At 56.3% G+C, this 21597-nt stretch carries 19 protein-coding genes and 1 tRNA gene; 9 read left to right on the forward strand and 11 right to left on the reverse strand.

The features are described from left to right. Positions 1-74 precede the first annotated feature (74 nt). A complete protein-coding gene (locus DVK00_RS15975; RefSeq protein ID WP_232794452.1) occupies positions 75-608 on the forward strand; it encodes a metal-dependent hydrolase in 534 nt (177 codons plus the stop codon). A gap of 443 nt (positions 609-1051) precedes the next feature. On the opposite strand, the gene DVK00_RS15980 is transcribed toward DVK00_RS15975, so the two are convergent. From DVK00_RS15980 to DVK00_RS15990, 3 genes are all read right to left on the reverse strand, one after another. Further along, a complete protein-coding gene (locus DVK00_RS15980; protein ID WP_233560821.1) occupies positions 1052-2671 on the reverse strand; it encodes a PGF-CTERM sorting domain-containing protein in 1620 nt (539 codons plus the stop codon). Positions 2672-3047: 376 nt separating this feature from the next. Next, positions 3048-4340: a PGF-CTERM sorting domain-containing protein gene (locus DVK00_RS15985; RefSeq protein WP_199722473.1), complete on the reverse strand. Its 1293-nt coding sequence runs from the start codon at positions 4338-4340 to the stop codon at positions 3048-3050. Between the two features lie 553 nt (positions 4341-4893). Beyond that, positions 4894-4977, reverse strand: a tRNA-Leu gene (locus DVK00_RS15990). A gap of 194 nt (positions 4978-5171) precedes the next feature. Between DVK00_RS15990 and DVK00_RS15995 the strand changes: the two genes are divergently transcribed. Continuing rightward, positions 5172-5654 (forward strand): DUF309 domain-containing protein, encoded by a 483-nt coding sequence (locus DVK00_RS15995; RefSeq protein WP_101350166.1) that lies wholly within the window; start codon positions 5172-5174, stop codon positions 5652-5654. Positions 5655-5699: 45 nt separating this feature from the next. Next, the gene (locus DVK00_RS16000; RefSeq protein ID WP_121512232.1) at positions 5700-6488 is read left to right on the forward strand and encodes a succinylglutamate desuccinylase/aspartoacylase family protein; all 789 of its coding nucleotides are present in this window, start codon (positions 5700-5702) and stop codon (positions 6486-6488) included. Positions 6489-6629: 141 nt separating this feature from the next. On the opposite strand, the gene DVK00_RS16005 is transcribed toward DVK00_RS16000, so the two are convergent. The 3 genes from DVK00_RS16005 to DVK00_RS16015 form a co-directional block, all read right to left on the reverse strand. Further along, positions 6630-7538, reverse strand: coding sequence for an aldo/keto reductase (locus DVK00_RS16005; protein ID WP_101350167.1), 909 nt, complete (start codon positions 7536-7538; stop codon positions 6630-6632). A gap of 337 nt (positions 7539-7875) precedes the next feature. Next, positions 7876-8859 carry a hypothetical protein gene (locus DVK00_RS16010; RefSeq protein ID WP_121577999.1) on the reverse strand — a complete coding sequence of 328 codons (984 nt, stop codon included), beginning with the start codon at positions 8857-8859 and terminating at the stop codon, positions 7876-7878. Between the two features lie 437 nt (positions 8860-9296). Continuing rightward, entirely contained in the window at positions 9297-11102 is a 1806-nt protein-coding gene (locus DVK00_RS16015; protein ID WP_121537457.1) for an ABC transporter ATP-binding protein, read from the reverse strand. Between the two features lie 486 nt (positions 11103-11588). Here DVK00_RS16015 and DVK00_RS16020 point away from each other — a divergent pair, with 486 nt between their 5' ends. Continuing rightward, positions 11589-12521 (forward strand): glycosyltransferase family 2 protein, encoded by a 933-nt coding sequence (locus DVK00_RS16020; protein ID WP_121578000.1) that lies wholly within the window; start codon positions 11589-11591, stop codon positions 12519-12521. Between the two features lie 167 nt (positions 12522-12688). Continuing rightward, positions 12689-13993 carry an acetamidase/formamidase family protein gene (locus DVK00_RS16025; protein ID WP_101350171.1) on the forward strand — a complete coding sequence of 435 codons (1305 nt, stop codon included), beginning with the start codon at positions 12689-12691 and terminating at the stop codon, positions 13991-13993. A gap of 21 nt (positions 13994-14014) precedes the next feature. On the opposite strand, the gene DVK00_RS16030 is transcribed toward DVK00_RS16025, so the two are convergent. Both DVK00_RS16030 and DVK00_RS22045 read right to left on the reverse strand, forming a co-directional pair. Continuing rightward, a complete protein-coding gene (locus tag DVK00_RS16030) occupies positions 14015-14275 on the reverse strand; it encodes a ubiquitin-like small modifier protein 1 (protein WP_101350172.1) in 261 nt (86 codons plus the stop codon). A 138-nt stretch (positions 14276-14413) separates the two neighbouring features. Continuing rightward, positions 14414-15229, reverse strand: a complete 816-nt coding sequence (locus DVK00_RS22045) for a hypothetical protein (RefSeq protein ID WP_121578001.1) — start codon at positions 15227-15229, stop codon at positions 14414-14416. 117 nt (positions 15230-15346) lie between these two features. Between DVK00_RS22045 and DVK00_RS16040 the strand changes: the two genes are divergently transcribed. Further along, on the forward strand, positions 15347-15913 hold the full coding sequence (locus DVK00_RS16040; RefSeq protein ID WP_121512226.1) for a hypothetical protein: 567 nt from the start codon (positions 15347-15349) through the stop codon (positions 15911-15913). Positions 15914-16057: 144 nt separating this feature from the next. On the opposite strand, the gene DVK00_RS16045 is transcribed toward DVK00_RS16040, so the two are convergent. Together DVK00_RS16045 and DVK00_RS16050 are read right to left on the reverse strand one after the other, a co-directional pair. Next, positions 16058-16564 carry a hypothetical protein gene (locus tag DVK00_RS16045; protein ID WP_147435888.1) on the reverse strand — a complete coding sequence of 169 codons (507 nt, stop codon included), beginning with the start codon at positions 16562-16564 and terminating at the stop codon, positions 16058-16060. Beyond that, on the reverse strand, positions 16554-17201 hold the full coding sequence (locus DVK00_RS16050; RefSeq protein ID WP_007190281.1) for a hypothetical protein: 648 nt from the start codon (positions 17199-17201) through the stop codon (positions 16554-16556). Before DVK00_RS16050 ends, DVK00_RS16045 begins: the two co-directional genes overlap by 11 nt. Before the next feature lie 418 nt (positions 17202-17619). Here DVK00_RS16050 and DVK00_RS16055 point away from each other — a divergent pair, with 418 nt between their 5' ends. The 3 genes from DVK00_RS16055 to DVK00_RS16065 all read left to right on the forward strand — a co-directional run bounded on the left by DVK00_RS16055 (position 17620) and on the right by DVK00_RS16065 (position 20744). Beyond that, entirely contained in the window at positions 17620-18219 is a 600-nt protein-coding gene (locus DVK00_RS16055) for a hypothetical protein (protein ID WP_147435889.1), read from the forward strand. A 128-nt stretch (positions 18220-18347) separates the two neighbouring features. Beyond that, positions 18348-19499, forward strand: coding sequence for a signal peptidase I (locus tag DVK00_RS16060; RefSeq protein WP_101350177.1), 1152 nt, complete (start codon positions 18348-18350; stop codon positions 19497-19499). 114 nt (positions 19500-19613) lie between these two features. Then, positions 19614-20744, forward strand: coding sequence for a DUF5305 domain-containing protein (locus tag DVK00_RS16065; RefSeq protein ID WP_121578079.1), 1131 nt, complete (start codon positions 19614-19616; stop codon positions 20742-20744). Positions 20745-20841: 97 nt separating this feature from the next. Here the strand turns inward: DVK00_RS16065 and DVK00_RS16070 are convergent, their stop codons facing one another. Beyond that, positions 20842-21549, reverse strand: a complete 708-nt coding sequence (locus tag DVK00_RS16070; protein ID WP_121578004.1) for a hypothetical protein — start codon at positions 21547-21549, stop codon at positions 20842-20844. Positions 21550-21597 lie beyond the last annotated feature (48 nt).

Below are 21597 nucleotides of genomic sequence, written 5' to 3' on the forward strand. Positions count from 1 at the left end.
ACTGTCCCACTGCCTGCCGCTTGAACACCGAACCCGGCGAACAGCTTTTATTTTCCCGGACCGTTCGCTTCACGGTGTACCCCGCAGGCCACTTCCTCCTCGCAGCCATCCCGTTGACAGTGTATACGGTGGCCCGGTGGCGTCGCCTCCCGTCCGGGCCGATGGTACTCCTCTTGCTTGTCGCGACGCAACTCCCGGACGTAATCGATAAACCGCTCGCGTGGACGTTCGCTATCCTTCCGAGCGGGCGAATGCTGGCCCATTCGCTGGTCGTCTCGCTACCCATCCTCACCATTGTTGTGCTGCTGGCTGCACGTTGTGGCTATGTGCGGTACGCTGTGGTGTTTTCGGCCGGCTACCTCTCACACATCGCCGGCGACTTCTACCCCATCGTGCGGCTCGGGACAGAGTACTACTTCTTCCCGAACCTGTTCTGGCCGCTGTTGGCGGCGAACCCAGATAAAACGCCGTCGTTTGCGGCGCATTCACCCGACAGTCTGCTCTCGTTTGCTGTCCCTGTGGCCGTCTTCGGACTGGCCGTCAGCTACAGTCTCGTGACGGTATACCGAAGAGACGACCGGTTCCCCGCCGGAGTGCCACCGCGATAACACTTCGTTCAACAGTCGTCGCCTGCCAGAATGGCGGCTCTCCGGCGACGGAAGGCAAGTTGTCAGTCAGATATTGTCGCTGCCGTTCCCAACGCTACGGGCAAAAGGACAGCGACCGTCTTAGGATGGGGCCACGGGTTCGATCGGCGCTTCGCCGCAGTTGACACAGATGTACTCCTCGTCAACAGTGCGTACGACCGGTGAATTGCACGTGATGCACTTGAGTTTCGCCGCACGAGATGGCTTTGCGTAGTCCCCCATTGTGTGTACCTTACAGACACATGTTATTTGTAAAATAATATAAAATTACCCCTTACAGCAATATTGTATCAGCAGCCGCTGGTGACCGGATAATGCAATGACTCGTGCCCTCGGTGGGGACACCGCAGGAAGAGAGCCGTGCCAGAGAATAGACAAAACCGCCGGTAAACTGTGAGGGTTCGTTACTCCCGGCGTGCCAGGAATCCGGCACCTAGCAGTGCTAGCACCGCGACAAGTACGGTGAAACCGGGACCGCTCGAACTCGTGGTCTCGACCGAACCCTCGGTGCCAGCTGTTGCCGTGTCGTCGGGTTGCTGGGCACCACCACCACCTGCGGTCGTGGCCGTTTCCGTCTGCTCATCGTCGTCTTCTGTTTCGGTGCTGTCGTCCGTGGTAGTCTGGTCCTCAGTATCGGTCGTCGGTTCGTCCTCAGTGTCCTCACTATCGGAGTTGTCGTCTCCGCTATCGCTATCGTCACTCCCGTCGTCGCCACCGCCACTGTTGTCGCCGTCGTCGCCACCGCCACTGTTGTCGCCGTCGTCGCCACCGCCACTGTTATCGCCGTCGTCGCCACCGCCACTGTTATCGCCGTCGTCGCCACCGCCACTGTTATCGCCGTCGTCACCACCGCCACTGTTATCGCCGTCGTCGCCATCGGTTTCATTCGACTGCGACAGTGTGATTGTCCCGGTGGCGGAGTTGATTTCGTTGGAGTCCTCGCCAACGGCGATGTGAACGTATGTGTAGGTCCCGTTTGGCCAGGAGTCCAGTGTTTCGACATCGACAGTGGTATCGGAGGCGTCGGACACCGTCGTCGCCGAGGCATGCAACACGTCGTCACCGGTCGGCTCTGGTGATGCTTCGGAGAGAACGAATCCGAACAGACCGACTAGCCCCGCAGACGGCATCGCTCCCGCTGCCGTCGAGTCCCCAACGGGGAGGGTGGCGTCATCATCGGCCGACGAGACGCCGTTGACGCCATCAAAGGAATTCTCGACCGTGACCTGCTCTTCCGAGAAGTTCTCATCGATGTCGCCGGTCACGCGAACGGTGCTCGTTCGCTGTTGGAGTTCGTCCTCGTCGAACAACAACACGGCGTGCGTGACAGAGTCATCGTCCAGTCCGGTCTCGATATCGAGCGACACGTTGTCACCAGCAGCGACATCGTTGGCGGTCGCATTGACTGTGGCTGGGCTTTCCTGAACCAGCGTCTGTTCGACGCCGACAACGGTCACGTTTCCATCGGCCGAGACGTTGTTATCCGAAACGGACAGGCCCTGCCCGTCATCGACAGTGACCAGAATGAAGCCGTACGCGCCACCCGAGTCAGGTGTGTAGGAGGTTTCGAGCACACCGTTGTCATCTATCGAGTCGACCCCCTCGGCATCGTCTAGCAGTTCGACAGAGTTAGCGTTGGAGTCATTCGTAAAGATATCAGCTAGATCGGTTCTGACGCTGCCTTCACTAAACCCGGCCGCAGTTGGGTCCTCAGAGAGACGGACAGCGAGCAGTTGCGCCTCGTCGCCGGCAAGTCCCGTGGTTCCAGCCCCTGTCGTTGATTCGAACGTGAGATCAACTGATTCGCCTGCCTGGTGAATCGTGTACTCTTCCCTGTTGAGGGGGACGTCACCGGTCTGGGCGGACTCAATGTTGATGTACGTCTGTGGAGCGGCTATCGCCGTGGGGCCGGTAGAGGATGTCCGAAGCGGGAGCAGTGACCGCTCCCAGACATCTACGTTTTCCGTCACTGCCGTCGTTTGTCCGTCATCCACTGGCGTTGCCGCTGCTGATGTTACCGACATGGGAGCGGCTAACACCAGCAGCACTGTAATCGCACAAATTACAGTGTGTTTCCCGTTTGGTGTTTTATACATTACTGAATTTTTTCGAAAGGGCACGGTATAATTCTTATGCAGTGACATTCGACGATACACGGTGTCATATGAAGGTTGGAAGACATGTAGACACCGTTCAAAGTTATAGTATGCGAACGCTGAATCTGTGTCTCGGTACGTGCCTGTTTACCCGGTAGGGGTACCAGAAAAGTGACTGTTCGACGCCGTCCAACTGACAGCGCACCAGTTCGCGGTATCAGGTTGGCACTATATCGCCGTGGGACCGGTATGTTCAGTGACGTTCGGTGACGGAATGTGTGCCTTGTTCGGCACCGCCGATCAGTTATTCTGCGCCGTCTTCGTCGTCATCACCAGTGCTATTCGGTCCACCAGCGTTATCTGGGGGCCCGCCGCCGTTGCCCGGACCATTGCCGTTGCCCGTCCCACCGTTGTCAGAGCCGCCACCCGGACTCACTGTCACTGTACCGGTGTCCGAGTTGATGGTGCCAGTTTCATTACCAACTGCGACGTGGACGTACTGGTATGCGCCGTTTGGCCAGGAATCCAGCGTCTGTACCGTTACATTGGCGTCAGAGTCAGCGCTGACGACCGTTGCTGAAGCGTGGATAACGTCGCCGTCGGCATCTGATTCAGCTTCAGAAACCACCACGCCGAATATACCCTGTAACCCGATTGCGGGTAGCGACTGGTTTTCGGAGAGGTTGATACCTGCGAGACTGGTGTTGTCGCCGACTGTCGCAACACCGCTGACGTTGTCAAAGGAATTTTCCACAGTGATCTGGTCCTGACTGAAGCTCTCATTTAGCTCGCCAGACACGGTCACCGTGCTCGACTGCCGCTGAAGTTCGCCTCGCCTCACCAGCATCACTGCGTGCGTGGCGTTTTCGTCCTCCATCTCGGTGTCGATATCTAGCGTAACGTTGTCACCTGGATTGACCGGATTCTGAGTCGGCTCGACGGTCGAAGCGTTGTCCTGTACAATCGCTTGCTCGACACCGACGACAGTCACGGTCCCGTTGACGGAGACGTTGCCGTCCGACACCGACAGGCCCTCGTCACCCTCGTCGACAGTCACCAGAACGAAGCCGTATGCACCGCCCGATTCAGGGGTGTAGGACGCATTCAGATCGCCGTTCTCGTCTATCGTGCCGACGCCGTCCGCGTCATCAAGCAGTTCCGACGACGTGGTGTCGGAGTTGTTTTCAAAGACATCCCCGAGGGACGCGGTAGAGATGTTGCTGGCGTTTATCCCTGCCGTAGCTGGTACTTGATCAAGTTTGACAGCGAGCAGTTGCGCCTCGTCGCCGGCGAGCGACCGCGTTCCGGCACCGATCCGTGGTTCGAAGGACATGTTGATCGACTCGTTGCGCTCGTGGATCGTCACCGTCCGTTTGTTAAGCGGTAGGTTGCCGGTTGCAGCCGATTCAACGTTGATGAACGTCCGCGGTGCCACTATCGTGGTCGGCCCTTCTGATGTCGTTCGGAGCGTGAGTGGAGACCGTTCCCACACGTCGACGTTTTCGGTTACCGAGATCGATTGACTCTCGGCGACAGGAGTTGCCCCGACAGTGGACATCACTGATAACGGACCAGCCAACACGAGTGCGACTGCCATTACGAAGACGACAGTCGGTTTTACTATTGGCGTTTTTACCATTACTGAAATATTACTGAAGGCTTTGGTATATTTCTTGTGCAATGATACTATTTGGGTAGCCCAAGACACCTCTCTGGAAGCATACAATGCACAAACTGGAATTAAACTGACTGTATTGTTTCAATTATTTCTTTTTGATAAGTATCAAGTAATAAGATGATAGCTAACCAGTGGTAAACAGTCTATATAATAACATCGTACCTGTAACTGCATCTGCTGCTATAACTACAGAAAATCCGAGGCGAAAGCCTCGTCGTTTACCACGTGACAACCGGAGTTAGAGTCCAGTCAGGACGACCGCACAGCGGAACCAGAGCACGGCGATCCTCATCGCAGATAGACATCTCTGTCACATCGGGTCGGAGAATTGCGAGGGAAGATCGCTCCGTGCGAGTCTTCCAGCACCGATCGGCCCTCGTCTGTTCCGCGAGATACCACCGGGGTCGGCGGCGTACTCGCGACCGTGACGATGGCCGCTCACTGTTTGTGAGGGACCGTGTCGGTCCAACAGTGCGAGGGAAGGGATTTGAACCCTTGGACCCCTACGGGAGCGGATCTTGAGTCCGCCGCCGTTTCCTGGCTTGGCTACCCTCGCACGTGTATTGCATTACGGTACACACGGTGGTGCGGTATAAATGTCGTACGGAAGCGACTCGGGTCCAGACGGTAGTGACAATCAGACATACTGAGCGCGGGTGCTGTCGCGCGAGCAGGTGTACACCACATTCGAGGACCTCACGTAACCGACAGAACCGGTGGTTTGACCCGCCCTGAACCAGTAGTGGGGGCATGGACGACCACACGCGTGACCCGACCGTCGAGGCCCCTGACGGGAACCCATCGGGATGGCGAACCGACGGCCAGTGGGAACACGAGACGCTCAGACGGGCCGTGGTCCACGGCGTCCGCCTGTACAACTCCGGGGAGTTCCACGAATCACACGACTGCTTCGAGGACGAGTGGTACAACTACGGCCGTGGGAGCACGGAAAGCAAATTCCTCCACGGGATGGTGCAGGTCGCCGCCGGCGCGTACAAGCACTTCGACTTCGAGGACGACGACGGGATGCGGTCGCTGTTTCGCACGTCGCTGCAGTACTTCCGTGGCGTCCCCAACGACTACTACGGCGTCGATTTACTGGACGTGCGCACCACAGTAACGAACGCACTGTCGGACCCGTCGGCACTCCATGGATGGCAGATCCGATTCGACGGCGAGTACCCGACGTGTCGCCCGGAGGACATCGAGTTCGCGGAGTCGCTCGAACACTGACTGAATCCGGATAATTCTAAAGGCTGGAAGTGTTAGCACGGGTAGATGCGAATCGAGCAACTGGGAGACGGGGATCCAGAGGTGGCCGTCGTGGGAAGCATCCACGGCGACGAACCGTGTGGCCGAGACGGGATCGAAACCGTCCTTGCCGACCCGCCTGCGGTCGAGCGACCTGTCAAGTTTATTATCGCGAACGAAGCCGCCCTCGAGGCAAACAAGCGGTATCTCGATACTGACCTCAACCGCTCGTTCCCCGGCGACGCCGACAGCGAGTCTCGCGAAGCACGGTTAGCCGCAACTATTACGTCTGAACTCCGTGACTGCACCGTCCTTTCGCTGCACTCCACGCAGTCCTACGACGGGATGTTCGCCCTCGTCGACGAGCTCACGCCGGAGATGGAAGCCCTCTGCAGTGTGCTTTCCGTAGACGCCGTCGTACAGACGAAGGGCGCAAACGAGGGCCGAATGATCGCAACAGTCGACTCTGTTCTCGAAGTCGAGTGTGGCTATCAGGGCTCTGCTGAAGCCGCCGAGAACGCAGCGCAGGTCATCCGGGAGTTCCTCGCTGCGACCGGCGTTACCGCTGAGTCTCCCCCACAGCGAGAGACGTCACTGCCAGTGTTCCAGCTCGGCGAGCCGATTCCGAAGGCAGCGGCCGAGCAGTACGAAGTGTTCGTCAGGAACTTCGAGCCGGTACCCGAAGGCGACCCTGTGGCAGCAGCCGACGACGAAACCGTCGTCGCAGAGGAGCCCTTCCACCCGGTGTTGCTCTCAGCCTACGGCTACGAGGACGTGTTCGGCTTCACCGCGGACCGAATCGGAATGCTAGACTGAGACAGATTGCTGATCCGCTGAGTTAGACGGCAAACGCCTTTCGGAAGACCGAACAGAACCCGCATTGTCTTCCGGGAGTCAGTTGTCACACGCGTTTCCCTCTCAGTTGCCGAGAGTCCATTCAATGGTTTGGAAAGAAGCTCAGGCAATCCGATTGTAGAGACTGTCCGGTACGAAATTTCCCAGAACACTGCGAGCCTCGTATATCGATCCGCCTTCGCGGTTTTCTCTGTACCAGAACGGCGGCTCAAGTTTCCTGATCCGCTGCATGTCGCGGTCAGTGAGTTCGAAGTCAAAAACGTCAATGTTCGCTTCTATGTGTTTCGGCGTCGCCGCTTTCGGAATCGTGACAACATTCTCCTGTTGTATCAGCCACCGGATAGATACCTGCGCTGCCGATTTGCCGTATCGATCTCCAATCGAACGCAAGACATCGTCTTCAACAGCTCGCCCCTCCGCAAGCGGACTATATGCGGTAACTGTGACATCGTTGTCCTGGCAAAATCTGACGAGTTCCTCGTCACCCCAGTAAGGATGGTATTCAATCTGATTCGTCGCAATAGGAGCGTCCGAAAGTCGCATCGCCTGCTTGAGCTCCTTGATAGAAAAGTTACTCACCCCGATCTGATTGACCAACCCGTCATCGACGAGTGTGTTGAGCGCGTTGACTGTTTCTTCCATATCGGCCAGCGGATTCCACCAGTGGACCAATAACAGATCCAGATACTCCGTTCCCAGCCGTTCGAGACATCCCTTCGCGGCCTCTATCAAGCGTTCATACTCGACCATTTCGGGATATCCCTTGATTTTCGTCGTCAAGAAGATGTCTTCGCGGTCAACGCTGGATTGTTCGATTGCGCGACCGACGGCCGCTTCGTTTTCGTATGCCATCGCAGTGTCGATATGCGTGTACCCACAATCAAGCGCATTCTTAACCGCGTTGTAGCATTTGTACCCTCCGGTTCGGTAGGTACCGAACCCGAGAGTAGGGACCGTGGTCGTACCATTCTGCTCGGGAGCCATGTCGGCTGACTGCTGTGGTCGCTTCATTTTCCTCAGTTGTATCCGCTACAATCATGCCGGTAGAACGGGGCCTGTATTGGTATGAGCTTTATAATTCAACTGATTCAGATATGGACTGAGGAAGTGAAATATTAGTGATGTGATGATGGAGATATGATTTACAGCTCTGTGCTACGATTTCATCGGAACCATGCTGAAACGAAGTCCCTGCGATTCGATTGGCTTTACAGAGGGGTTTACTTCGTTTCTGTAGCGTGTGTAGCTGGGAAGAGATGATAATCTGTGTGGCATAGCAGCCAGACGACTCGTTACACTTGGTACCGAAAAGAAAGCCACGCAACATCAGGCTGAGACCATCACAAGACTACGAATGATATCCGAGGTCAGACAACCGGTCGCGGATCTCGGTAGAGCCGTGTTCGACGCCGGACTCAAGTGGACGGTCCGATTGAATTGATATCCGCTCATCGGCATCGAAAACCAACCACGGTACTTCAATGAGTTCTGGGACACGAAGTTCTCCGGGATGCCCATATTCTCGTACGGGGAACGGCCACAACCAGTCTGCAACTAGGTTCCCATGATCTGACGTGACCACTGTTTTGCCATCAACAGTGTCAAGCAGTTCTCGAAGATGTGGGAACAGCAGTTTGAGGTTTTCCCGATACGCTTCCCAGACACGTTGTTCTGAGACATCTCCCTGTCTCAGCCGTGCCCAGATTTTCTGTTCATCATCCGCTGAATTACCAACGTCTGCTCCTTTCGCTTTCTCCCGACCTTGCATTCCGGAATCAACCATTTCTCTGCCTGTTGGGCCGATAAATGGATGATGAGGCTGAATAAAATGTGCGAGTATCCGCTTGTTCGGATACGTTTTTCTGGCCTCTTTAACAGCAGCTACCATGTCTTCTGGGGGCACTGTTCCGATGTCCTCATCCCACTCTGTCTCCCACACGTTGATGACAGAATGAAAAACAGTGTCGAGTTCGACGGTACACCACTCGTCAACTGAGTGCATCGGATTGGCGGTTACGTACACTGTGTCGTAATATCTTCCCGCAGAGAAGTGCGCCTCAAGGAAACCGGGTGTACTAGACGCCTGGGATAGCCGCCGTTTCAATTGCCCTTCAAAAGGCTGCAGATCCGCAAACATATCGTATCGGCAGGCATCAAGAAGATAGCAATTATCCCAGTCCTCGGCCATCAAATCAAAGCCACTCGGTGAAACCGTGTCGAAATACTTGTTCACGATACCGTCAAAAATCCCATCATTTGTATATTGATATTGTGAGGCAATCAATTGGTTTGACCTCCAGATGTCCGGTATGTACCTCTGCAGTTTGGTCATGGTAGTATACACTTCTACGCATCACTTAGCGATAAGCTGCCTAACTGGTGGTAGAGAGTTTTTACCAGTATTTTGGATAGGTGATTCGGGTATGCTGCTACGGTTTTTCGAAAGTCAGAATCAGTGTTATTCGTGATGCCTGACCCCGTCTTGCAGCCAGATAGAGTTCCTATTGTTTATTTTCCGGATCAGCTACAAGTCTGGGGCAGCAACTTGCGATTGTAAGGTTGTGTTCATATTCCGTGAGAGTGGAGTCTAAATGCCCGCCTGGTGAGCCGAGATCAAAAGGTGGAATCTGTTCTGCGTATCATCGCACGTGATACTTAGACGAAGCGATGCCAGTGAGTAGTTTCAGCATCCAGTTTGACACTAGGATAGAGAAGTACCAGCGATAGCTTTCTTGAGCTGTGTCTGCGGTAACACCGAGTACAGTCCAGTTACCCACCTGACTGTATCGCATACAATTCAGCGTATTTCCCTTCACTTTCAACCAGTTCGTCGTGACCGCCACACTCGGAAATCCATCCGTCTTCCATCGTATAGATCCGATCAGCATTCTCGACAGTCGAAAGGCGATGAGCGATAGCGATAATCGCATAATCTCGCTCCATCGCTTCGATTGCCGCCTGCACTTCCTTCTCAAGGTTCGAATCCAGGTCGCTCGTTGCTTCGTCTAGAATTAACAGGTCCGCGTCTTTCAGAATCGCTCGCGCAAGAGCGACGCGCTGTTTCTGCCCGCCCGACAAGCGGACACCGTCGTCACCGAGTTGAGAATCGAGTCCGTTCGGGAGGTCCGTGATGAACTGGTCCACCTTCGCGATTTCGCAAGCCCGTTTGATCTCAGCGTCCGTCGCATCCCGATTGCCGACGGTGAGGTTATGTCGAAGCGTGTCGTTGAACATATACGGGTTCTGGCGGACTATCGAGATTCGGTCACGCCACTCGCTGATATCCATTTGGCCGATTGGGCTCCCATTTGCACGTATCTGACCGCTGTCTGGCTCATAGTAGCGAGCCAACAGGGAGACTATTGTCGACTTCCCGGCACCGGACTGTCCAACGAAGGCGACGAACTCGCCTTTCTTGAGTTCGAAATCGACCTCCCGAAGAACGACCTCGTCGTCCGTATATGAGAACGTGACATCGTCGAACTCGACTGTTTCGACCTCTTTCGGGGTCGGTTGCCCTCCGGTGTCCGGTTCTTCCCACTCTTCGAGATCCCGCATGAATGACTGTGTCCGAACCAGATGGGGAAGGTTCTCTTCGACTTTGTAGAACCGCTTGTTAATCCCGCTTGCTTTGGGACCGAGCTGAAACATGAGAAACAAGAACAGGCCGAGTTCACCGAACGAGAGATTGGTGAATGTCAGGGCCACATAAATAAGTGCGAAGATGAGTACGGAGACGACGAGATTCTGTGACTTCTTGATCGCTGCCCGATTCCGGCGGTTCGCGACTTTCGAACGCGTGTACTCTTCGAGGGCGTCCTCATACTCGTCATAGATTTCTGTTTCGAGATTGAAAACTCGGATGTCTCGAATGCCAATCATGCCGGCCTGAACCACTTGTTGCATCCGCTCGTTTGCCGCTGCAACGCGATCACCCAGATCGTATCCTGAGCCGATGAGATGTCGCAGACCGAGTCCCACACCACCGATGATAAAAATAGCAAATGCTGTGAGTTGCGGTGAGATCCACGTTGCGAGAGCGAGATAGGCAACAGTGAGTAGTAGCAGATCGAACAGCTTCACGAACCGCTTGATGACTTTTGAGGCTGCTTTCGACTCGGTGACAATCGCGTTCAAGATGTTGTCCGACCCCTTTCTGTCGAGAAATTCCATCTCCGTCTCCAGAGCGCTATCGAAGAGGTTCTCGCGGATGTGGCGCTCGTAGGAAAGCTGGAGTACATCGCGTAGCCACGTGAGGAGAAACGACGACGTATAGCGCAGACAGGTCGCTAACGCCACTCCGCCAATGACGTACTCGATCGTGAACGGAATCCCGAGTGTCTGATAAACGGTGAAGAAAATACCCGCTATGCCATCAGCCTGTGTCACCGGTTCTGATGACTGCATGAGTTCAATGATAGGGATGATAAACGTCAGTCCGACGCCTTCTAATACGGCCGTTACCAGACCGAGCCCGACGATCATCACAGTGAATTTTGGGGCATATCGGGCCGCATAGAGAAGCGCGTCAAGTTTCTCCTGCCGTGAAATGGTGTCTGAGTTTCTGTCGGTCATCTATTCAATTGTTATCCTCGGGACCGTTGGAACAGACTGTGCCATCTTTGGCTACAGCGGTTCGGCCAGTACACGCCAACGATTGCCATCTGCACATTGATATAGTGAAAAAGGACGATCTGCTTCCCTTGTTATAAGCTTACTACTGTATTTTCAGCTGTGAGGGAGGACAATTCCACCAGCAGCGGTTCTACGTACGGGTTTGTGTGATTTGACTGACTGTAATGGAGAGTACCCGTTGTTAAGCGGATATTCCGAGAGGGACTCGCAAATGAATTTGCGCGACGTGGTCACGGCGCTTCCTGGGTATCTCTGCGTTTGTACCGGGTGCTCATAGCGGAGAGGTGAGACTCAGCGGCAAAGGGACGACCAGACTTTCAGAATGATCCGATCGGGGATCCAGTATCAAACAGCAGCGCTGTAACGTATCGCCCAACGTCTGTATACACCTCTTAACAAAAAATATTCACTCAGAATACACTTCGCATGGGCAGAAAAATATCGGTGATTATCCCCACTCACTACCGAAATGACCTCCTCCCCACAGCGATCGAAAGCGTGGCCCGACAGGATTACGAACCCGTCGAGCTGATCGTAGTTGATGACTCGGGCGAAGGGTACGCCGAACCGGTGCTTGCAGAGTACGACGAGGTGATAGACAAGCCGATAATAAAAGAGGAGAACGAGGGGTGGCAGGCAGCCTACACGACTGGAATCGAGCAGTCGACCGGCGAGTACATCCAGTTTCTGGACGACGACGACTACCTCTACGAGACGAAACTGACAAAAACAGCGAACGTTCTCGACCAGAACCCGGAGGTCGGTGTTTCGTACTGCGGCGTAGTCCGTGGTGATGAGGGGGATTTTTACCCAAAACAGGAGGTGTCAGGCCATTTTCTGGAACCAGCGCTCCGGTTCCAGACGTTTCCCATGTGGACAGGCTCGATGTTGATGGAACGAGAAGTACTGTGTGATTGCCTCCCAATGGCTGGGATGGGTGAGGAAGACGACTTGGACATCGAACTGGGCGACACAGACCTCAAAATAGAGCTCGCGAAGCGGACGAAAGCCGACTACGTCGACGAGTGTCTGACGTTCTATCGTCAAGAAGGAAACAAGTTATGGACCGGAAAACGGAGGTTTAAAAAAATACTACAGAACATTCGTCATCAAAAAGACATATACAATCAGTATCCAGAGATACGTCGAGACCTCCTTGCAGAGTGGTACGAGCGTCAGGGACGGAACTGGCTTGACGAACAGATCTGGTCAGCGAAAGCGATACAGTGTTTTATTAAATCTGCCTACTATGAGCGGAAACAAAAGTTTCCGAGGATAATCGAGACGCTGGCCGCGATCCTCGGCCGACCTGGTGTGATGTCAGCGGTGCGCGTGAAGCGAACCTTGCTTGACGGGTAATAAACGGACATCCAACGCCCAGTTGTGACACAGATGGGTTCGTCGGTGGGACTTGGCGGTGGAACTGAGGCACGCATCGTGGCGGACTTCCACTTGTGCAGGGCGACGACTAGAACGGTTCGATCCACGCTATGATTTATTCTCCCGTAGACCGTGCTTGAGAATGTATGTCAGAGCAAATCCAGCAAGAGCTCGATGTCGACCGGTTTACACTGGGGCTCGTTGGGCCGGAGCAAGAATGGGCGGGCACAGTCGCCGATGGCGGGACCGTTCGCACACATACGCCCCCTGCGTGCTGGGGCCCGATGATTACCCCCGAGTTCCGCGGCGGCCACGAGGTAACGCGACCGATCCGAGTCGAGAACGCTGAACCCGGTGACGCGCTCGTCGTCCAGATCAAGGACGTCGAGGTGACGAGTGTCGCGACAAGCACGGGCAGCATGGCCGAACGCGAGGACGCCTTCGGGAGCGACCCGTTCGTCGACCATCGGTGCCCGGAGTGTGGGACCGAGTGGCCCGACAGCGTCGTCGAGGGCACCGGCGAAGACGCGATTCGATGTGCGGACTGTGGGGCCAACGCTTCGTCTTTTGGCTTCGAGTTCGGCTACACCGTTGCCTTCGACGAGGACCGCTCCGTTGGGCTCACCGTCGGCCCCGATGGTGCTGCGGACCTCGCAGAGCGCGCCGACGAGGCGATGGCGCTGCCCGACAACTCCCGGCAACACCCGATTCTGTTGTACAAGCCCGACGAAATCCCGGGAACGCTCGGCCACCTCCGCCCGTTCATCGGGAACATCGGGACGACACCGTCGGTAGAGTTCCCCGATTCACACAATGCCGGTGACTTCGGCCAGTTCCTCATCGGGGCCGACCACGACTGGGGCCTCGCCGACGAAGCAGCGCTGGACGCCCGGACGGACGGTCATCTAGACTCGAACGACGTCCGCCCGGGAGCGACGCTCATCTGCCCCGTCGAGATCGACGGCGCGGGGCTCTACGTCGGTGACTTGCACGCCAACCAGGGCGACGGCGAGCTCTCGCTTCACACAACCGACGTGAGCGGTCGCACCGAGCTCGAAGTGAGCGTTATCAAAGATCTCGATATCGACGGCCCGCTCCTGCTCCCGAACGAGTCGGACCTGCCGGATATCGCCAAGCCGTACACGGACGCCGAGCGGGAGGCGGGTGAGGCCCTCGCCGCCGACCACCACGTCGACGACGTCGTCGATGCAGCGCCGCTCCAGATAATCGGGTCCGGTGCCACGATCAACGACGCCACCGAGAACGCGTTCGCACGGGCTGGGACGCTCTTCGATATGTCAGAGGGAGAGGTCCGAGCGAGATGCACGTTCACTGGCGGTGTCGAGATCGCCCGACTGCCCGGCGTCGTACAGCTCTCGATGCTCGCCCCGATGTCCCTCCTCGAAGAACGGGGACTGGCCGATACCGTCCGCGAACAGTACAACCTCTAGCAGCATAGCGTCCGTCTGTGTTCACCCGCCGCGCATTGCGGGAAAAATCTCGACTGACGCGCCGGGCGGAACTCGGTCCGAGTACTCAGCGTTGTCGCCGTCGACCATCACACGGACGCTTGGTCTGAGTTCGCCGGCGTCGTTGACCAGTTGGGGCTCCGCACGCGGGTACGCGTCAATGAAGGCCGCAATTACAGCCTCCACCGTGTCGCCGTCTACCGGAACTTCGACTGTCTTCGACCCCGTCGCCGCCCGAAGCGGCCCGTACACAGTCACATCCACACTGCTCAGTCACGTCCCAGTCCTCAAAAAGACCGGGCCCCGTCTCGAAATCGCTGCCAGATAAGACCTGATTCACCGGCAAGCGGAGGTCACGGACGGGGGCGGCTCTGTGGAACAGCCAGTGGCGGTGAGGGCGTGTCACATAACAACCGTGGTGTCGGTGAGAAATTCTCGCTTCGCTCGTTTGGCCTCTGGCCCCTCGGACACGAGCCCGGGTTCCGATGCGGTGTCATCAAACCGGTTCGGATCCGGCGAGACGGCCTCGAGAATCTCGGTGAATGTTGCGCCCTGTCTGCCAGTGATATGGACGAACCCGCCACGTCGGCGCTGCTCAAACGGCGTCGTCTCCGGACCCGGGAATGCGTCCCGAATACAGCTGACGTTCTCGCGGAGGTACGCCGAAGCGTCGTACTGGGAATACTGACAGTCGGCATAGAGCTGCTCTTTGTTTCGCTCGTTGAGGTCAGCCTCGACGTGCTTGGATGACTCGTACCGCACCCCCACAGGGGAGATATCGCCAGTGAGGAAACTGAGGTTGACAGTGAAGCAATCCGGGTATCGGAGAATCAGTAGAAAGAATATCTGCTCGTCAACGGTGTAGCGTTCCTGCAAGCGATAATAACACTCCAAGTAATACGCCGCGAGCGCCCCGATCCAGTCGTCACGCTCACCGTTGAGATACGCGGTTGCGACTTCATAATAGTCCTCGCCAGCGACCTGCTGTAGGCGATGCTCGAAGCTCTGTCTCATTTCGTCCAGTTCGTCCTCGTACACTTCCGTCAGGGGCACGTCTGGGTCGTCGAGTAACTCGCTCTTTCGCTCGCCGGCCGCCGCAATTCGCATCATATTCTCGTGTACGGATCGCTCCGCCTCCACATCTGGGAGCGGGACTCGAACAGCCTGTTGGCGAAGGATCTCCGAGCCGGACTCCATACGCTCACGCCAGTCAGTCATAGATGTATGTCTGGTTGCTTCCAAGTATTAATCATTTGTAGATACCCCAGAGTTGTAACCGATGACAAGCACCCAGAAGAAGTTTACAAGCCGAGTAGAAACTAGCGTGACGCTACTATGCCCTCCAAGCAAGCCGTCAGTAGCCTCGGGAGTCTGCTCGCCGTACTCGGACTCTCCGGGGTCGCAACAGCACAATCTACAGCCCCTGGTGGCGTCGGTGATCCGGCCCTCAACGTCGTCATCCGGTTCGGTGTCGGGTTCATCATTCTCGCGGTGTTGGGCGCCGCAGCCGCCGCCATCGGCCCGGCATACACGACGAATGCCGTGCGAGAGATTCAGGACGACCCCGGCGGGGCAATCGGCTGGGGCGTCCTCGTCGGCATTCTGGTCCCTATCGGACTGGTACTGCTCGCACTGACCGTCATCGGCGCGCTGATCTCGATTCCCGGGTTGCTCCTTCTCGGCGTCCTCGGTATCGTCGGCACCGGGATTACCGCCGTCTGGGTCGGCAACTCGGTCATCGGCGACGACGGGACCGTCAGGGCGACGGACGGGGTCGCCGGCGGGTTGTTACTGGCCGTCCCCTTCGCGATTCCAATCGTCGGCGGCCTCCTCCTCAACCTCATCACGCTCGTCGGTCTGGGCGTGGTCGGCCGGGACCTGTACGAGAGTTGGACGGACTGAGCGGTTTCTCGGGTTCTACCGCAATGGTCCGCAAGACACGCTCACAAACACATCCTCGATAACGGGTGAGCTGTCAGGTACCAGCGTGTACCGGTCCGATACGGGTCGAACAAACTGAGAACGCTCGCTATTCATCCCAGACGATCAAACCTCAGTGTCGGTTTGTTCCTGGTTATTGGAGCAATTTACAAGATACTCGATGGTGCGAGACGTCGTCGTTTCGGCGGTGACACCTGCGCCGGTAGCAGTGACATCGAACGCGACGGTCGCGCGGTGTTGTCCGGGTGACTGGCAAGCTATTGTCGCCGGCACGTCGAACGCGTCACCAATACCGGCTGAAACACTGGTCGTCTCCATCGCGTCTGCCTTGACGGTCAGCCCATCGCCGGCAGTAACGGTGACTGTGACAGCAAAGTCGACTGGTTGTGTGAAGCGATTACGGACAGTCACGACCGTCACTTCGTGAGCACCACTCCCCTCAAGACGAACGGTATCATCGGAGTAGAGCAGCGACATGTACGCGTCTTTGTCGGCGACGACATTGACCGTCGCATCGCGCTCGACTGACGCCGCACTGTAACTCCCAGTTCCAACAGCGAAGCTTGCAACGACCACCAGCGCACACAGAAACAACAGCCGTCTACGCATCATCTACCTCCGGTGGAACGGCGTTCGAACCGATACGCATCTGGCGTGAGAGGACGTAGTGACACGCTGATGAGACGGTAAACACAGCGATCAGGAACACAGTCCACCCAACGAACGGGACAGCCGCGAACGGCTTGATACCCGCGTAGGCTAGCGATGTAAGGACGATTCCGATACTGCTGAGGCCCACGTAATAAAGACTCCAAGGAATATCGTAGCGGTCGACGAGTTCGAGATATATGTCGAGGTCGGCTGCGGACTCGGTGAGTCGCACGTCCCCTTCCCGCTGGTCAAACTCTATAACGCCCATATCAGCCATTTTAGGCAGATGAAACTGCTGGAGTGAGGTGTACACAGTCTTGCGCTCACTCGCCGAGATTTCGGCCACGCTGGTCTCGTTCTCCCAAGCGGCAACTTGCTCGGCGAGATCCGAGAGCGAAGTAGGGCCTGGCGTGCCGCTCAGGAACTGGATAGCATATCGTCGCCGCCGGTTACTGAGCATCTCAAATGCGTCGTCTCGCGACAGTTCATCCGGTTCTGTGTCCGACTCGATAGCGGTGTCCGATCCGGTCTCCGTCGAAGCATCTCCAAATACGTTTGTAGACTGGTCACCAGCCGCCCTTGTCGATGTCTTGCTCATATTATCCCCAGCCCCTTGCTTAGATACCGATCGTTGCCGACGACACGACCATGTCGTCTAGGCATTACTTTTCATGTTATGTTATAATATTATCGACTGTTTACGTATTAGTCGTCGTTTATACTTTGATACGTACAGTGACGAGTGGTAGATTGGCAGGGTTTGTCGTGTGATCTCCCGCAAATGGCAATGTCAAACATCTAAATACCGCTATAACGGTTTGCTCTCTCAAACACAGGGTAGAAGAGACTGTATAACACCAGCCGCTGGGTCGCAAAGACCCATATCTGTGCTTCAAACACTGCAACCCGTCCTGTCAAAGAGCGGAATACAATGCCCTTGTCAGCGGTTGCATCAACTGTCACGTCCGGCCCACGACACGTGGGGGGTGGGCGTGCACGAACAAGGTGCAACACTGATGCAACGACGCAAATTCCTGATCGGTTTAGGATCGCTCGCGGCTGGTACAGCTGCTGCAACTGGGACTGGTGCGTTCAGCACCGTTCAAGCATCTCGTAACTTTACTGTGGGCACCACAGGTGACGCAAGTGCAGAGTTAGCACTTGAAGGAGCCAACAACGAGTATGTGACCGATGATGGGGTGGATGGTGAACTCGAAATTACTTTCGACAATCTCAACCCGGATGCAGTTACGGGTGTCAACGAACTATTCACAATCAAAAACAACGCCGATCACTCGGTAGAGGTCTGGGGAGATCCGGATGGTCCACATGCAGATAAGGTCGTCTTCGTCCGTAACGGGTACACGAATGACTCACAGGCGACGCTTCGACAATCTGATCCCCCGTCAATTAACGCTGAAATACTTGATGCAGAAGATGAAAACGGCGCTGTTGCATACACCAACGGGACAGTCGGAAAGAATTCTGGTGGCCGGATAGAATTTGGTCCCGGTAAGCAATGGTCTTTTGCCATGATTGTTGATACGCGAGGTATCGACCCTAACGAGGAAATCCTTGACAGTGTCACTGTGTTCGCGGACAATTTTGACTCCTGAGACCGCTCTCAGATAGCTGATTATTGGACCTCTTCACCTCAGTGACCGAAACTTTCGATGTAGTACTTGCCGATCACTGTCTAGCCACCAATTTATTAATGTTCCTTTAGAGATAAAGCATAGTGTCAATGGATCGGCTAAAAAAGTGGTTGGAGACCGCGCTTGAATCGGGGGTGATTATATTTCTCATCGCGATGGTACTCGGCCAGATACTGGGCCAACCCGTCCTCCTGGGATTTGTCACGACCGGCAGCATGCAACCGACACTGGAACCGGGCGACGGGTTCGTCGCGATCCCCGCGGACCTCGCTGGCTCCGTTGAAGAAGGGGACGTTGTTACGTTCCGGGCCGAGGAAATCCAAGGGGGTGGACTGACAACTCACCGGGTCGTCGACAATACTGACCGCGGATACATAACACGCGGTGACAACAATCCCTTCACCGATCAAGATAGCGACGAGCCCCCTGTAACCAACGCACAGATTGTCGCTGTCGCCTGGCAACCAGGTGGGGAAGTTGTTGCAGTTCCGGGAGTGGGGACACTCGTCAACGGAGTCCGGAATGGCCTGTCGTGGGTACAGCAACGAGCGGCATCGATATTTGGAGTGCGTTCGCTGCTGGGGACACAAGGGCTGGCATACTTGCTTCTCGGAGTCTCAGTCGGTGCGTACGTGCTCGACTTCGTGTTGAGTGGGAACCGTGATCGTGGCCGACGGGACAGCTCACGGGACACGGGGACGAGCGTCAGGCTACTGATCGGAATCTTCGCAGCGGCGATAGTGTTGTCAGCAACAGCGACGATGGTCGCGCCGGCGGGCCCACAGGAGTTCGGCGTGGTCAGTGCTGAATTCGACTCACCGGGACCGCGCGTCATCGAACAGGGAACGACGGAGTCAACGCAGTATCGGCTCGGTAACGGTGGGTACGTTCCTGTCGTGACATATTTTGACCCTGCAACAGATGGCATCGCTGTCGAACCAAACGAGACGGTGATACCAGCCCGTTCGACAGTCAATGCGACGCTGTCGCTGACAGCACCGCCAGAGAGGGGCTATTACCGAAAGTTCGTTGTTGAGCACCGATACCTCCTGATCCTCCCACAGTCGACGATCCGATCGCTGTATCTCGTCCATCCGTGGCTCCCGATTATTACCATCGACGCGCTTCTCGGAGGCGCGTTTTACGTGCTCGGGACGGTGCTTGTCGACACCGGCCGTGTCAGGTCGCGGTCTCGCGATAGTCCATCCAAAATTCGTCGGCTCCTTACGCGGTTGAGATAGTGTTATAACCCAAATAATTACCAATAAGACTCCATTATATCTTACACAATGGATGGTGGGGGCCGGACAATCAGACAGGACATCGCTGCTAATTACGTGTTAGTGGTTCTCTGCGTGGTACTTATAGGGGCCGTCGGTGGCTATCTCACGTACACAACACACGTCGAACCGGGAACCACGACGGAGACCAAGGAGGTTTCGTCCTGGCAATCGAGCGGGGCGTTCTCCCATCAGGCCACGGTCGTCAACGGAACGACCGCGTTCGACGAGGGGACAGTCCTGCAAAACCGATCCGTGTACTTCCGGGGGGTGAGCCCAAAGCTGAACGGCACGTTCAGGTATGCGTACGAGGCCCAGGAAGGGAACCTTACGACAGAGACGACAGTGTTACTCAAGTATCGCTCTGTTGAACCGGCCGATGACGGCAACGGGACGACGTACTGGGACGTTACCCGCCCAGTCGCGCAGGATCGAACCGAGGCGCTGAGACCAACCGAGCGCGCGACGGTGCCCTTCTCCACGAACGCAAGCGCGGCCATTGAGCGGGCACGGCGTATTGACGCGGAGCATGGCAACACGCCCGGGCAACTCGAAATCGCGTTCATCGCCCGCGTAGACGTGTCGGGGACGCGAAACGGCCAGCGAGTCGACACCACAAACACGTACCGACTCCCTATCATCCCCGGTGACAGCGTCTACCGAGTGGCAGACCCCGGCGTCGATACTGCGTCGGGGTCACAGACTGAACAGGTATCTGTCCCCGTAGAGTACGGGGCCCTTCGCCGTGTGGGCAGTCCGCTGCTACTCTTGCTCGCAGTCGGTTCACTGCTTGGCTTGCTGTATGCCCGCCAAACTGGCCGCCTGTCAGTTTCCGAGGCCGAGCGCCGGTGGGCTGATTATCGAACAGCCAGAGCAGAGTACGATGATTGGATCACGATTGGTCACCTGCCGTCAGATACTGATAAGATGCCGGCGATAACGGTCGATAGTCTTGAGGGACTGGTTGACGTAGCGATCGATACGAACAACCGCGTCATTGAGAATGTATCGTGTAACCAATACGTCGTGTTCGTTGACGACCGTTTGTATCGGTATGAGCCACCGTTAGAACCCACCGCCAAAGGTGATGACGAACGTGCCAGCGACGAACAAAGTAGTTCAACTGACCAAACGAAGGATGGGATGACGGTGCCCTCACAGTTACAGGCAAATACGAACCATTCTGATAACCCGAAAGACCACTGATCCGCCATCAATCAACTGTAGAATTCCTGTCGGCTTTCTGATTCTAATCTGAGCCAGTGTTACCGAAACGACTTCTCGCCGTTACTGACGGACGGAGTCAGCTGGCCCCGGGACATCCGAGTTCGTACGGATTCTTGTACACGCCCTGCGGAATCGAGACCGAGGTTGGCTCGTCGTAATCAGTGTACTGGACCGTAATCGTCGCGGTTGCGGTCGCGCCGCGCTGTGAGATCTCGATGTCGAGTTCCGACTGGACAGGGCGATTCGTCTCCGGGTCAAGCCACAGTCGCGCCGTCGCGTTCGCAAGCGAACCGCGGTCCAGCGCCACGTCGCCAGCCTGTCGACGATTCATCAGTGACTCGATGGTGTCAGCGCTCGGGGAGGCCGTGACGAGGACAGTCCGGTTGCCGTTACGCGTCTCATTGCCCTGCCAGTAGACGTTCGAGCGTTCAAAAAGTAGCACTTGTCGGTGGAGCGGCGTCGCGGTCGCCCACGGTTCGGAGCGAGAGACATTCTCGACAGCGTAGCCGCCCCAGGGATCCTGACAGCCCTGGTACGCTCTGTAGCCGTCGATGTAGGATTTGACTGTCTGGTCTTGCATCTGTGTCGTCGCCTGCATCCGTTTTTCGGAGGCGTTCACCGCACCGTCGCCATCGACGCTCACCGTTCGCAACTGGTCGCCATCCGACGCAGTCACGTGCATGTCCATTTGGAACCGGTACGCGTCGACTGAGGCTATCGACCGGTTCGCTTCCTCAACGGCCGCGACGGCGCGCTCGTCGCTCGGCGGCGGGCTATCACTCATGAATGTACCACACCCAGCGAGGAGGGAAACGAAGCAGACGGCGAGGAG

The organism is Haloarcula sp. Atlit-47R (genome assembly GCF_003665985.1).
GTDB classification, from domain to species: domain Archaea; phylum Halobacteriota; class Halobacteria; order Halobacteriales; family Haloarculaceae; genus Haloarcula; species Haloarcula taiwanensis.